Here is an 11,696-nt window from a genome sequence, read left to right on the forward strand (position 1 = left end):
AATCATGATTAATATTATCTTTCTGATGATTTTTGATTATTTTCAGATTTTTTTAGCCGAAAATAAGTAGCCCGAGAAACCCCTGTTTTTTCTAGAATTATTTTTTCTGATTGCTTTTGATTGATAAGTTGTCTGACAAGTGCTGCTTTCGAGTGCGGCTTCCGTCCAAATTTGACACCGGATGCCATCGCAACAATTCTGCCGTCATTAGTACGTTCCAGAATACGTTCTCGTTCTGCTTCTGCAACAGCTGCCAAAATTTGAATCACCATTTTCCCCATAGTTCCTTCTGTACTTAGTCCGTTCTCCAGAAAACGAATGGCTATTCCCTTTTTATAGCAAGCATCAACAATGTGGATCATGTCTGCGGTATTGCGGCCAAGCCGATCCATTTTGGTACAAATAATGATGTCATCCTTTTCTGCACGGGCGAGCAGTCGCTGTAACCCTTCGCGCTCATCCGTGGCTCCTGACATCATATCAGTAAAAATCCGGTCATCTCTGACACCGACAGATTTCAGTTCCGTGATCTGTACCGTCAGTTTCTGATGGCTGGTTGATACTCTTGCATATCCCAGTAATGCCATATTGGTCTCACAAATCGATATTGATACTGCGTAGTATCATAAAGTATAAATCGCGATTTTTGATACTCATGTTTGACGTCGTTTTGAGCGGTCTCAAAACTTATAACATTTGAGATAGTTAAAAATAGACCTAAGTCATAGTTACGCAAGGAGTGCTGGATGCCTATCGATTTTTTGACTGAAGAGCAGAAGCAAAATTATGGATGTTATGCGGCAGAGCCGAACGAGGTACAACTGTCCCGTTATTTTATTCTGGACGAAAATGACCTGACATTCATCGCACAAAGGCGCGGGGACCAAAACCGTCTTGGCTTAGCCCTTCAACTAACATCAGTCCGATTTTTAGGCGCGTTCCTGTCTGATTTGACTCTGATTCCGCAAAATGTACAAACCTTTGTGGCCACGCAACTTTCAATCAGTCGGACTGATATTCTGGCTGAATACGCAAAACGAGAACCAACCCGCTGGGAGCATTACGCTCAAATCAAAAAATATTATTACTATCATGAATTTGGGGAGTTTCCGTGGACCTTCAGATTGAACCGGTTGCTGTATACCCGAGCCTGGATTAGCAACGAACGCCCCAGCCTGATGTTCGATTTCGCCACCGCATGGCTGGTACAGCATAAAATTTTATTACCAGGGGCCACAACACTCTCCAGAGTGATCACCGAAATCCGCGAACGAGCAGCTCACCGTCTTTGGCAAAGATTACTGGCATTGCCCAATGATGAACAGAAACAACAACTGGATGAATTGCTGAGCTTTAGTGAAGGCCAGAGAGTATCCATGTTCGAGCAACTGAAAAAAGGTCCGGTGACAATCAGTAGTCCTGCGTTTAATGATGCACTGGATCGTTATAATAAATTGCACCAACTGGGTTTTCAGCAACTTGATTTTACAGGTCTTCCACCGGCTCAGCTAAAAAGTCTCGCCCGCTATGCCAATGTTACCTCGGTAAAAAAGATAGCTCGTATGCCCATGAAGAAACGTACAGCGATACTTATTGCCTTTGTTAAATCATTGGAGGTCACTGCGCTGGATGAAGCCATCGATGTTTTGGACATGCTGATCACTAATATTGCGGGAGAGGCTAAAAAAGCGGGGCAAAAGAAGCGGCTGAGGACGCTGAAGGATCTGGACCGCTCTTCGTTGATGCTGGCTAAAGCCTGCGCACTCCTGCTAGATGAGGTAACTGATGATGCGCACCTCCGAAAATCGATTTTTTCCTGCGTTCCCAAAGAAAGACTGGCTGAGTCAGTCAAAATGGTCAACGAACTGGCCCGGCCAGCAGACAATAATTTCCAAGATGAAATGATTGAACAATATGGACGCGTTCGCCGTTTTCTGCCCAGAGTACTCCGGGAGTTAACTTTTCGGGCTGCTCCGGCGGGAGAACATACCCTGGCAGCCTTTAACTATTTATCGTCACTAGGCACTTCAAGAAAGCACATCCTTGACGATGCGCCGAAAAATATTATCACCGGTGCCTGGAAACGACTGGTCCTTGACGAAGAAGGCCGAGTGAGACGACCTGGCTATTCACTATGCCTACTGGAACGATTTCAGGATGCATTAAGGCGGCGGGATATTTATCTTGAGAATAGCGATCGTTGGGGTGATCCACGGTCAAAACTGTTACAAGGGGCAGAATGGCAAGCCCAACGCGTCCCTGTCTGTCGAGCATTAGGTCACCCTGTAAATGCTAGGCAGGCAACAGAAAAGCTGGCTCAGCAGTTGGATTTTGCCTGGAAAACGGTAGCTGATGGTTTTAATGATAATGCGTCAGTTCATATTGACCACGCAGGGAAACATCTTACGCTGACTATCAGCAATCTTGAAAAACTGGATGAACCACCCAGCCTGATAACTCTCAACAGGCAAGTCAGACGCCTTTTACCCTTGGTGGATCTGACGGAGCTATTGCTGGAAATCAATGCTCATACAGGATTTGCCGAAGAATTTACTCATGTCAGCGAGTCCAATGCGCGAGCGAAAGATCTGCATATCAGCATTTGTGCCGTATTACTGTCAGAAGCCTGCAATATTGGCTTTGAGCCATTGATTAAGCACAATATTCCATCATTAACCCGGCATCGCCTGAGCTGGGTTAAACAAAATTATTTTCGGGCCGAAACGCTTATCAAAGCTAATGCCCGCCTGGTAGATTATCAGGCTACCTTGAGCCTGGCACAGCGATGGGGTGGAGGAGAAGTTGCTTCTGCTGACGGTATGCGTTTTGTTACGCCAGTAAAAACGATTAACGCCGGACCAAATCGAAAATACTTTGGCTCCAATCGGGGAATTACCTGGTACAACTTTATTTCCGATCAATTTTCTGGTTTTCACGGCATTGTTGTACCGGGCACCTTGAGGGACTCAATCTTTGTTCTGGAGGGTTTACTTGAACAGCAAACGGGGTTGAATCCACAGGAAATTATGACTGATACAGCAGGTGCCAGCGATTTGATATTCGGCCTGTTCTGGCTGTTGGGATACCAGTTTTCTCCCCGTCTCGCGGACGCCGGAGATGCCGTTTTCTGGCGAGTAGATAAAAATGCGGATTACGGCCCTCTCGATGAACTGGCCCGTGGTTGCATTAATCTGGCACTGATTGAGGCTAACTGGGACGATATGATGCGGATTGCAGGCTCTCTTAAGTTGGGTACTGTACAAGCATCAGAGTTAATCCGCAGTTTATTGAAGAGCACGCGTCCGTCCAGTCTGGCACAGGCCATCATTGAAGCGGGGCGAATAAATAAAACGCTGTATCTGTTGAATTATATTGATGATGAAGATTACCGTCGCCGAATACTAACGCAACTAAACAGGGGTGAAGGAAGACATAGTGTGGCTCGCGCCATTTGTCATGGTCAACGTGGCGAAATCAGAAAGCGCTATCGCGAAGGGCAAGAGGATCAACTTGGATCGTTGGGACTGGTAACAAATGCTACTGTTTTATGGAATACGTTATATATGCAGGAAGCCCTTGGATATATTAATACTGATAGTCATCCTACTGAAATTAATGAAGAAGATATATCCAGATTATCACCATTGATGCATGGCCATATCAATATGTTAGGCCATTACACATTCACCTTGTCTGAAAAGGTGATGAAAGGTGAGCTAAGACCGTTAAATCAACAGGTTAACGAATATATAGACGCTTAGCGTAGGTTTTCGCCCCATTGGACCTCAAACCCCTACCCTTGGCTGAATGTGTCAATAAATATAAATTAATACCCTACTCTGACGTTGTTTGTGCTCAACATCTGACATCAGGTTAGGGTATGCCTCAATCTGACGGCTGCGAACCGCCAGGGACAGGCGCAATGTCAGATTCTGTCGCGGCCTTGGCGCGTGCCTGGAAGCGTTCATAGCAATCCAGCCCGCAGAAATGTTCGACGTATTCCGCGCCTTCCGGGGTGAAGGCGGCATCGAGCGGAATTTCTTTGCAGCATACGCAGCAGGTGGTGCAACTGGCAGTGTTCGGGGCGTTTGCGTTCATGGTGGTACTCCTCCAGATTGGTAGCGAAGCTCAAAGCTGCCCACTCTCGGCTGGCTGGGAAGCGGTCATGATCTTCCCTTGAAGGCCCGCAGCAGCCGCGTCACAGACAGGACAAACAAGCCGGTCAGCGTGAGGGCTGCAATACCCCAGTGCTCCCCGATGAACGCGCCGGCCGTCGTGCCGGCTAGCACAATGGCGAGAATCGGCAAATGGCAGGGACAGGTGAGCACGGCCAGCGCGCCCCACAAGTAGCCGGTGATCGGTTTGTGCGTCTCAGACGGCAAGTGCTCTGGGCTGTTCATGGCAGACTCTCCGCGTGCTGTGCCGGTTCGGTTGGCATGGCGGCCAGTTGCATTTCGAGGCTGGCCAGGGCCTCGCGCCGACGCTCGACGAGTTGCCGCAACACGGCAAGCTGCGCAGACGCACCGTCACCGTCCGCAGCATCCAGCGCCCGGCACAGCCGCGCCAGTGCGTCCAGGCCGATACCCGCTTCGAAGGCAGCCCGTACAAAGCGCAGCCGTTGCAACGCGGTGTCATCGAACAAGCCGTAGCCGCCCGTGGTGTACGCGACCGGCCGTAGCAATCCGCGCAGCAGGTAGTCGCGCACGATATGCACGCTCACCCCGGCATCAAGGGCCAGCCGGGACACTGTGTAGGCGCTCATTGAACACCTCCTTTTCCTCATCCGGCGCAGCACGAAAGCTGCTTCACGTCCTTGCTGAAGGTCTGCGCCGCGAGCTTCAGCCCTTCGACCATGGTCAGGTAGGGGAACAATTGGTCGGCCAGTTCCTGCACGGTCATACGGTTGCGAATGGCGAGCACCGCCGTCTGGATCAGTTCACCCGCTTCCGGGGCCACCGCTTGCACGCCGATGAGCCGTCCGCTACCTTCCTCGATGACCAGCTTGATGAAGCCGCGTGTGTCGAAGTTGGCAAGCGCACGCGGCACGTTATCCAGTGTTAGCAGGCGACTGTCGGTCTCGATCCCGTCGTGATGTGCTTCCGCCTCGCTGTAGCCCACGGTGGCGACCTGCGGGTCGGTGAACACCACGGCCGGCATTGCGGTCAGGTCCAGGGCCGCATCGCCGCCAGTCATGTTGATCGCCGCACGAGTGCCGGCCGCTGCCGCCACATAGACGAACTGCGGCTGGTCGGTGCAGTCGCCGGCCGCGTAGATGTTCGGGCTACTGGTGCGCATGCCCTTGTCGATGACGATGGCCCCCTGCGCATTGACGGCTACCCCCGCCGCTTCCAATGCCAGGCTGCGCGTGTTCGGTGTCCGGCCGGTGGCGACCAGCAGCTTGTCGGCGCGCAATTCACCGTGCGTGGTGGTCAGCACGAATTCACCGTCCATATGGGCGACCTGGCTGGCTTGCGTGTGCTCCAGCACCTCGATGCCCTCGGCACGGAAAGCGGCTGTCACCGCCTCGCCGATGGCCGGGTCTTCACGGAAGAACAAGGTATTGCGCGCCAGGGCCGTGACCTTGCTGCCCAGCCGGGCAAAGGCTTGCGCCAGCTCCAGCGCCACCACCGACGAGCCGATTACGGCAAGGCGTTCGGGAATGGTGTCGCTCGCCAGGGCCTCGGTGGAAGTCCAGTAGGGTGACTCTTTCAAGCCCGGAATCGGCGGGACCGCCGGGCTGGCACCCGTGGCGACCAGGCAGCGGTCGAACATCACGACGCGCTCGCCACCCTCGTTCAAACTAACGATAAGGCTCTGGTCGTCCTTGAAACGCGCTTCACCGTGCAGAACGGTGATGGCTGAATTGCCGTCCAGGATGCCTTCGTACTTGGCATGACGGAGTTCTTCGACACGGGCCTGCTGCTGGGCCAGCAGCCGCTCGCGCAAGATCGTCGGCGGTGTGGGTGGCATGCCGCCGTCGAATGGGCTTTCCCGGCGCAGATGGGCGATGTGGGCGGCGCGGATCATGATCTTGGACGGCACACAACCGACGTTGACGCAGGTGCCGCCGATGGTGCCGCGCTCAATCAGCGTGACCTGCGCGCCTTGCTCGACGGCCTTCAGTGCTGCCGCCATCGCGGCTCCACCGCTACCAATGACGACGACCTGCAACGGGCGTTCGTTGCCACTGGGCTTATCAGCGGCCCCTATCCAGCCGCGCATCTTGTCGAGCAGGCCGGCGCGGTTGTCCGTCGGTGGCGCATCGGCAAGCGTTGCCTCGTAGCCCAGTCCGGCCACGGCGGTAGTCAGCGCATCCGATGACGTGCCCGCCTCAATGGCGAGTTGCGCTGTGCCCTTCGGATAGGACACCAGCGCCGATTGCACGCCGGGCACTTTCTCCAAGGCTTCCTTGACGTGAGCCGCGCACGAGTCGCAGGTCATCCCGGTGATTTTCAGGGTGGTCATGTATTTTTCCTTTTCTGTGGTGGCTACGGCTGTTGCCGTCAGCCACGTTGTTCTGGCAATTCACAGCTGTCCGGCCCGCAGCGGCGATGTGCTGGCGAGATGAAATCCCAGACCGACACCCCAACCATCAAGGCCAGGCCGACATAGAGCAGTCCACCGCTCTGCCAGCCGTAAGCCCGCATTAAAAACACCGCTGCCAGCACCAAGATCGGGCCTATCGTGCCGAGCGCCGTGCGTCGCCACTGTCGATGATTGAGCCAAGCGATAGCATTGGCGAGTAACGCGATGCCGGCGAACATCGGCAGCAGGATGCCAATGAATAGCCCCTCGTACTGGCTCAAGAAGCCCAGTCCGATGGCCGCGCCAAAGCTGGCGATGGCAGGAAAACAGGCGGCGCAGCCCATCGCGGAAACGACGCTGCCGAGCGCGCCGGTTTTGCCAGCGATGCGCGTGATGAGTCCCATGTGTCGCTCCCGAGTTCGGTTAACGGATCAGCGTTTGAGGCTGGACGGATAGCCCGCGTCCTCGGTCGCCTTGGTCAACTTCTGGACGTTGGTCTTGGCATCGTCGAAGGTGACGACGGCCTGGCGCTTGTCGAAACTTACGTCGGTCTTGCTCACGCCCTCAACCTTGGAAAGCGCGTGCTTGACAGTGATCGGGCAAGAGGCGCAGGTCATGCCAGGCACGGACAGCGTGACGGTCTGGGTGGCGGCCCACACGGGGGCAACAACGGCAGCGAGGGCGAGGGCGGCAAACAGTTTTTTCATGATGAACTCCTGTGATTAATAGAAAAATGGCATGACGTAGGGAAATCCGAGCGAGACCAGGACCAGCGCGGCCACGATCCAGAAAATGAGCTTGTAAGTAGCTCGCACTTGGGGAATCGCGCAGACCTCACCCGGTTTGCAGGCTTGCGCCGGGCGGTAGATGCGCCGCCAGGCGAAAAACAGCGCGACCAGCGCTGCGCCGATGAAGATCGGGCGATAGGGTTCCAGCACCGTCAGGTTGCCGATCCATGCCCCGCTGAACCCCAAGGCGATCAAAACCAGCGGCCCCAGGCAGCAGGCCGACGCAAGAATGGCGGCCAGCCCACCGGCGAAGAGCGCGCCGCGCCCGTTTTGTGGTTCAGACTTTTGTGGTTCAGACTTTTGTGGTTCAGACTTTTGTGGTTCAGACATACGCTTGTCCTTTCAAATTTGGTTTGGATAGCTTAAGCTTACTTCCGTAGTTATGTACGGAGTCAAGCGATATGCAAATTAATTTTGAGAATCTGACCATTGGCGTTTTTGCCAAGGCGGCCGGGGTCAATGTGGAGACCATCCGGTTCTACCAGCGCAAGGGCCTGCTGCCGGAGCCAGACAAGCCCTATGGCAGCATTCGCCGCTATGGCGAGGCGGATGTAACACGAGTGCGGTTCGTGAAATCGGCCCAGCGGCTGGGCTTTAGCCTGGACGAAATCGCCGAGCTACTGCGGCTGGAGGATGGCACCCATTGCGAGGAAGCCAGCGGCCTGGCCGAGCACAAGCTCAAGGATGTGCGCGAGAAGATGGCCGACTTGGCACGCATGGAGGCCGTGCTGTCTGAACTGGTGTGCGCCTGCCATGCGCGGAAAGGGAACGTTTCCTGCCCGCTGATTGCGTCACTGCAAGACGGAACGAAGCTCGCTGCATCGGCGCGGGGGAGTCACGGGGTGACTACGCCTTAGCGTGCTTTATTTTCCGAATTCTGAGACGACCCCTTCAATGGCACACGCTTCGGCCCCTCAGGCGGTATTCAGTCCGGAGCAGGAGGCTCGTATCGGAGAAATCGCTGCCGACTATCTGATCTCCCACCCGGAGATTCTCGTGACGGTCAGTCAAAAGCTGCAGGAACAGCAGGAGGTACGTAAGCAGAAAATGTTTGCACTCAGCGTGATGGAGAATCAGGCGAACCTTCTGCATGATCCGGACACACCGGCTTACGGGCCTGAAAATGCAAAAGTCGCGGTGATTGAATTCTTTGATTACCAGTGCGTGTTCTGCAGCCGCTTTGCGCCGGAGCTGGAGAAGGTTATGAAAGCGCAGCCGGACGTCCGCTACCACTTTAAGGAGTGGCCAATTTTTGGTGGTCGCTGGGAAGCTTCATTTCAGGCAGCACAGCAGGGGCTGACGGTCTGGCAAAAGAAAGGGCCGCAGGCCTATGTCACCTATCACAATGCCATCTACGCCACCGGTCATAATGAAGGCAAACTGACGGCGGAGGATATTCACGGAGCAGCGTCAAAGGCGGGACTGACCACCCCAGCTCCTGGCGACCATACCGCATCCCTGGAGAAAAACAGTAACCTGGCTGAGGCGCTGGGACTCACCGGAACGCCGGGGATCATCGTCATGCCCGTTAGCGGAGCGACTCCTGATACCATCACGGTTTTCCCGGAAGCCGTAACCGCTGAAAGACTCCAGGCAGCAATCCTGAAAGCCACGGCCAGATAGAGGATTTCAATTTCCTGTTTGCTGTGCCAGCCACATATGCAACCAACTTTTTTTAGCATATAGTTAAGTTCAGTAGTAAAATGCAGCGCCTCGTCGAGAGATGATGATTATGGAGTCCGTCGTCGTGAAATTTAAAATCCAGCACTTGCAGGCCGCAGTGGCACTGGTTCTTGCCAGTTTCCAGCCGCAACCCAAAGCGGTTGCGTGTCAGCCTACGATTGTTGAACGGGTTTACGAAATGGGCTCCAGAGTCAACAAAACCGATATCAGCGAGCTCACTGTTGCTCTCAATGACGTAGCTGAAGAATTACGCTCAAGTCGCATTGAGCTGGCCCGGTATGCAGACAGCGATTTCTCCGGCGCTATCAAAGTCGCCAGCGACATCAGAAATCATACTATCCATGTCGCAGGTATCGCAGAGTCCTTTGTTCTGATGTTGCCGGAAAAAAACATCATTCAGTCGTATGACAGGAATTCTGTTGAGTTTGCGTTCTTTAAGGCCATTAAGATGGTCAGTCTTGCGACCAAAAACTACCTTAGTCTGATTGATCAAATCACGCGAACGACAGAAGTGCGTGACTCTGGAATCAACCTCTCGGCCATGAATCACCTGCTGGATTCAGGCGACAGGGCTGCGGCCAAATGGCGTTAACGGCTGAGTACAGTCATGTCACGTGGGATTCGTTTTTCCAGCCCACGTTTGCCGTTTACCCTGAGCTGGAGAGTCAGCTACAGGCAGAGTTCATCACGTATAAATCAACTGGCGCACCGTCGAATCTCCTTGGAAGGGACGCCCCCTTTGATTTCCCGCCATTCGCTGTCGATGCTAACGTCCAGCATATTCACGTTAATCTGCATTTCCAGCTCACCTGGAGTGCCAGACAAGAGAATTACAACCGTACCTCAGATCATTATCTCATTTACACAGAACACATGTGGGATAGCGGCCGCTTTCTGCTGATGGGGCTGATAACACCGGCTCATGAACGTATGCCAGCGAGAGATACCCGGTTACTCAGCTACTTTTCTGAAGTTGCAGAAGATTTTCACGCTTCATAACCCTCAAAATCACATATGGTACCCGGCGAAAGAACGAAAAGGACCGGCCATCCCGCATATCCAAACCACCCCGGTTCAGAAGGGGAAGCAGGATAACCGGCAGACCTACTTTAACGGAAGTTCCACTGTTGAACCATTCGAGAAAATCGCGCAGCCTGCGAGCATCTTTGCACACTATCTTGTTAACTTATCATCTTGGTATGTTATTAAGTTCATATCAGATCCAGACGGTCACGAGCCGTGCGCAGGCGCGCTTCGCCGCGGCGATCGTACTGCTGGGTGGTGGTGACGCTGGCATGCCCCATGGCATCCTTTACAGTGATTAAGTCCTCGCCGTTATCCAGCATGGAGGTCGCAAAGGTTCGCCTTAAATCGTGCGGTGCGCATTTTGCAATCCCAGCCAGGCGCTGGCGCACCTGCAGGACATGGTACACCGTCTGGTCGGTAAGCCGGTCGTTCGTCAGGGTGTCAAAGCGGCGGATACGGGTGAACAGCGGCCCGTCTTTTTCTCCCCGCACGTCATCGATCCACTTTCTGAGCCGCTGCCAGGTGCCCGCCGGCATATAGGCCAGCCTTTCCTTGTTCCCCTTACCCAGTACCCTGAGCGCCCGCTCATCTGTGACAATGTCACACAAATCGAGCCCCACGGCCTCCGAGCGTCGCAGGCCGCAGCCGAGAATGACACCCAGCATCGCCGCATCGCGCACCCCAATGCTGGAGTCATCGGCCTCGCAAGCACCGAACAGCGCCCGGATCTCCTCCGGCGGCAGGGCCCGGCCGCGCGGAAGACGGCTGCCGCGCAGGTTACGGACCGCCCGGATGTGCTGGAAGCTCTCCACGTCCATCAGCCTGAGCATCCAGGCTTCCTTCGCCACGCCCTTGAGTGCCGAAAGATAGGTGTTGACGGTGGCGGTGGCCCGGCCGGTGTCGCGCAGCAGTTCGGTCACGGCCATCACGTGATGGCGCCGCAGGCTGCCCCAGCTGCAGGACTCCAGGGAGGCAGCTCCGAGCATAACGGCGACGATGTTCAGGAACGAGGCCATGGTCTGCCGGCTGCGGTGGGAATTGAGTGAAAGCAGGTAGGCCCGGGCCGGGCTGACCGGGGCATTCTCACCTGACAGCGCCGGCAGGAATTCCTCACTGGCTGCGGGCAGACTCAGCTCCGGTTCGTCATCGGGAATCAGGATCATGTCGGGCTCCGTCCGGCGCGCTGCGTAAAAAATCGGGGGCAAACTTACTGTCAGAGCGTACCGCAGAAAGTCTACTTTTTCAAAGGTACATTTTAATAAGTAGACTTGAAGCACTTGTTCTTAGCTGTACGATTACAACATGCTTTTGATAAGCCAATAGCTTTATCTAAAAGCAATGCAAAAATGGAAGAGGATGATTCTACAATAAGCATCATTAAACTTATTGTGGGATTGATTAGCTTTTACCATTCTGATTTTTATGTTGGCACATATTAAATAATAAATAGTTAATCGAGTTTATCGAACTTCGATTCAAAAAAACGTTATGTCATTTATTCAAGAAATTGGTGAGAAAATAGGGCGCATATAAATAGGCGACTCTTGGCAACCCTCCTCAACCGTCTTCCGGAGCCTGTCATACGCGTAAAACAGCCAGCGCTGGCGCGATTTAGCCCCGACATAGCCCCACTGTTCGTCCATTTCCGCGCAGACGATGACGTCACTGCCCGGC

14 protein-coding genes and 1 pseudogene are annotated in these 11,696 nt (G+C 54.1%); 5 read left to right on the forward strand and 10 right to left on the reverse strand.

Annotated elements, in window-relative coordinates; translation table 11 throughout:
- Positions 1 to 14: 14 nt before the first annotated feature.
- Positions 15 to 587 (reverse strand): recombinase family protein, encoded by a 573-nt coding sequence (locus tag LZ634_RS17760; protein WP_117249888.1) that lies wholly within the window; start codon positions 585 to 587, stop codon positions 15 to 17.
- A gap of 159 nt (positions 588 to 746) precedes the next feature.
- Here LZ634_RS17760 and LZ634_RS17765 point away from each other — a divergent pair, with 159 nt between their 5' ends.
- Positions 747 to 3,761, forward strand: a complete 3,015-nt coding sequence (locus LZ634_RS17765) for a Tn3 family transposase (protein WP_234507604.1) — start codon at positions 747 to 749, stop codon at positions 3,759 to 3,761.
- 124 nt (positions 3,762 to 3,885) lie between these two features.
- Here the strand turns inward: LZ634_RS17765 and LZ634_RS17770 are convergent, their stop codons facing one another.
- The 7 genes from LZ634_RS17770 to merT all read right to left on the reverse strand — a co-directional run bounded on the left by LZ634_RS17770 (position 3,886) and on the right by merT (position 7,643).
- Positions 3,886 to 4,098, reverse strand: coding sequence for a DUF3330 domain-containing protein (locus LZ634_RS17770; protein ID WP_000993245.1), 213 nt, complete (start codon positions 4,096 to 4,098; stop codon positions 3,886 to 3,888).
- Positions 4,099 to 4,163: 65 nt separating this feature from the next.
- On the reverse strand, positions 4,164 to 4,400 hold the full coding sequence (gene merE, locus LZ634_RS17775) for a broad-spectrum mercury transporter MerE (RefSeq protein WP_001087807.1): 237 nt from the start codon (positions 4,398 to 4,400) through the stop codon (positions 4,164 to 4,166).
- A complete protein-coding gene (gene merD / locus LZ634_RS17780) occupies positions 4,397 to 4,762 on the reverse strand; it encodes a mercury resistance co-regulator MerD (RefSeq protein ID WP_001277466.1) in 366 nt (121 codons plus the stop codon). The genes merE and merD overlap by 4 nt, the downstream gene beginning before the upstream one ends.
- Before the next feature lie 17 nt (positions 4,763 to 4,779).
- The gene (gene merA, locus LZ634_RS17785; RefSeq protein ID WP_000209296.1) at positions 4,780 to 6,465 is read right to left on the reverse strand and encodes a mercury(II) reductase; all 1,686 of its coding nucleotides are present in this window, start codon (positions 6,463 to 6,465) and stop codon (positions 4,780 to 4,782) included.
- Between the two features lie 38 nt (positions 6,466 to 6,503).
- The gene (gene merC, locus LZ634_RS17790) at positions 6,504 to 6,929 is read right to left on the reverse strand and encodes an organomercurial transporter MerC (RefSeq protein ID WP_000522996.1); all 426 of its coding nucleotides are present in this window, start codon (positions 6,927 to 6,929) and stop codon (positions 6,504 to 6,506) included.
- 27 nt (positions 6,930 to 6,956) lie between these two features.
- Complete coding sequence (gene merP / locus LZ634_RS17795) at positions 6,957 to 7,232, reverse strand: mercury resistance system periplasmic binding protein MerP (protein WP_000732275.1); 276 nt, start codon at positions 7,230 to 7,232, stop codon at positions 6,957 to 6,959.
- A 15-nt stretch (positions 7,233 to 7,247) separates the two neighbouring features.
- Positions 7,248 to 7,643, reverse strand: a complete 396-nt coding sequence (merT, locus tag LZ634_RS17800; RefSeq protein WP_001294653.1) for a mercuric ion transporter MerT — start codon at positions 7,641 to 7,643, stop codon at positions 7,248 to 7,250.
- Positions 7,644 to 7,714: 71 nt separating this feature from the next.
- Between merT and merR the strand changes: the two genes are divergently transcribed.
- From merR to LZ634_RS17820, 4 genes are all read left to right on the forward strand, one after another.
- Positions 7,715 to 8,170, forward strand: coding sequence for an Hg(II)-responsive transcriptional regulator (gene merR, locus LZ634_RS17805; RefSeq protein WP_001166628.1), 456 nt, complete (start codon positions 7,715 to 7,717; stop codon positions 8,168 to 8,170).
- Positions 8,171 to 8,207: 37 nt separating this feature from the next.
- On the forward strand, positions 8,208 to 8,936 hold the full coding sequence (locus LZ634_RS17810; protein ID WP_220420590.1) for a DsbA family protein: 729 nt from the start codon (positions 8,208 to 8,210) through the stop codon (positions 8,934 to 8,936).
- Between the two features lie 124 nt (positions 8,937 to 9,060).
- On the forward strand, positions 9,061 to 9,588 hold the full coding sequence (locus LZ634_RS17815) for a hypothetical protein (RefSeq protein ID WP_225986326.1): 528 nt from the start codon (positions 9,061 to 9,063) through the stop codon (positions 9,586 to 9,588).
- On the forward strand, positions 9,579 to 9,995 hold the full coding sequence (locus tag LZ634_RS17820) for a type II toxin-antitoxin system YafO family toxin (protein ID WP_023338064.1): 417 nt from the start codon (positions 9,579 to 9,581) through the stop codon (positions 9,993 to 9,995). The genes LZ634_RS17815 and LZ634_RS17820 overlap by 10 nt, the downstream gene beginning before the upstream one ends.
- 212 nt (positions 9,996 to 10,207) lie before the next feature.
- On the opposite strand, the gene LZ634_RS17825 is transcribed toward LZ634_RS17820, so the two are convergent.
- A complete protein-coding gene (locus LZ634_RS17825; protein ID WP_013087234.1) occupies positions 10,208 to 11,185 on the reverse strand; it encodes a tyrosine-type recombinase/integrase in 978 nt (325 codons plus the stop codon).
- 396 nt (positions 11,186 to 11,581) lie between these two features.
- Positions 11,582 to 11,696 (reverse strand): annotated as a pseudogene (locus LZ634_RS17830) (IS1 family transposase); the annotation flags it as partial.

Origin of the sequence: Kluyvera intermedia (assembly GCF_021440345.1) — a bacterium.
Lineage (GTDB): Bacteria > Pseudomonadota > Gammaproteobacteria > Enterobacterales > Enterobacteriaceae > Kluyvera > Kluyvera intermedia_A.

Excerpts from the sequence above, each read along its gene's own strand:
- LZ634_RS17825 (WP_013087234.1), bottom strand. The coding sequence starts at position 11,185 with ATGATCCTGATTCCCGATGACGAACCGGAGCTGAGTCTGCCCGCAGCC.
- merA (WP_000209296.1), bottom strand. The coding sequence starts at position 6,465 with ATGACCACCCTGAAAATCACCGGGATGACCTGCGACTCGTGCGCGGCT.
- LZ634_RS17770 (WP_000993245.1), bottom strand. The coding sequence starts at position 4,098 with ATGAACGCAAACGCCCCGAACACTGCCAGTTGCACCACCTGCTGCGTA.
- merD (WP_001277466.1), bottom strand. The coding sequence starts at position 4,762 with ATGAGCGCCTACACAGTGTCCCGGCTGGCCCTTGATGCCGGGGTGAGC.
- LZ634_RS17810 (WP_220420590.1), top strand. The coding sequence starts at position 8,208 with ATGGCACACGCTTCGGCCCCTCAGGCGGTATTCAGTCCGGAGCAGGAG.
- merE (WP_001087807.1), bottom strand. The coding sequence starts at position 4,400 with ATGAACAGCCCAGAGCACTTGCCGTCTGAGACGCACAAACCGATCACC.
- merR (WP_001166628.1), top strand. The coding sequence starts at position 7,715 with ATGCAAATTAATTTTGAGAATCTGACCATTGGCGTTTTTGCCAAGGCG.
- LZ634_RS17760 (WP_117249888.1), bottom strand. The coding sequence starts at position 587 with ATGGCATTACTGGGATATGCAAGAGTATCAACCAGCCATCAGAAACTG.
- merP (WP_000732275.1), bottom strand. The coding sequence starts at position 7,232 with ATGAAAAAACTGTTTGCCGCCCTCGCCCTCGCTGCCGTTGTTGCCCCC.
- LZ634_RS17765 (WP_234507604.1), top strand. The coding sequence starts at position 747 with ATGCCTATCGATTTTTTGACTGAAGAGCAGAAGCAAAATTATGGATGT.
- LZ634_RS17820 (WP_023338064.1), top strand. The coding sequence starts at position 9,579 with ATGGCGTTAACGGCTGAGTACAGTCATGTCACGTGGGATTCGTTTTTC.
- merT (WP_001294653.1), bottom strand. The coding sequence starts at position 7,643 with ATGTCTGAACCACAAAAGTCTGAACCACAAAAGTCTGAACCACAAAAG.
- merC (WP_000522996.1), bottom strand. The coding sequence starts at position 6,929 with ATGGGACTCATCACGCGCATCGCTGGCAAAACCGGCGCGCTCGGCAGC.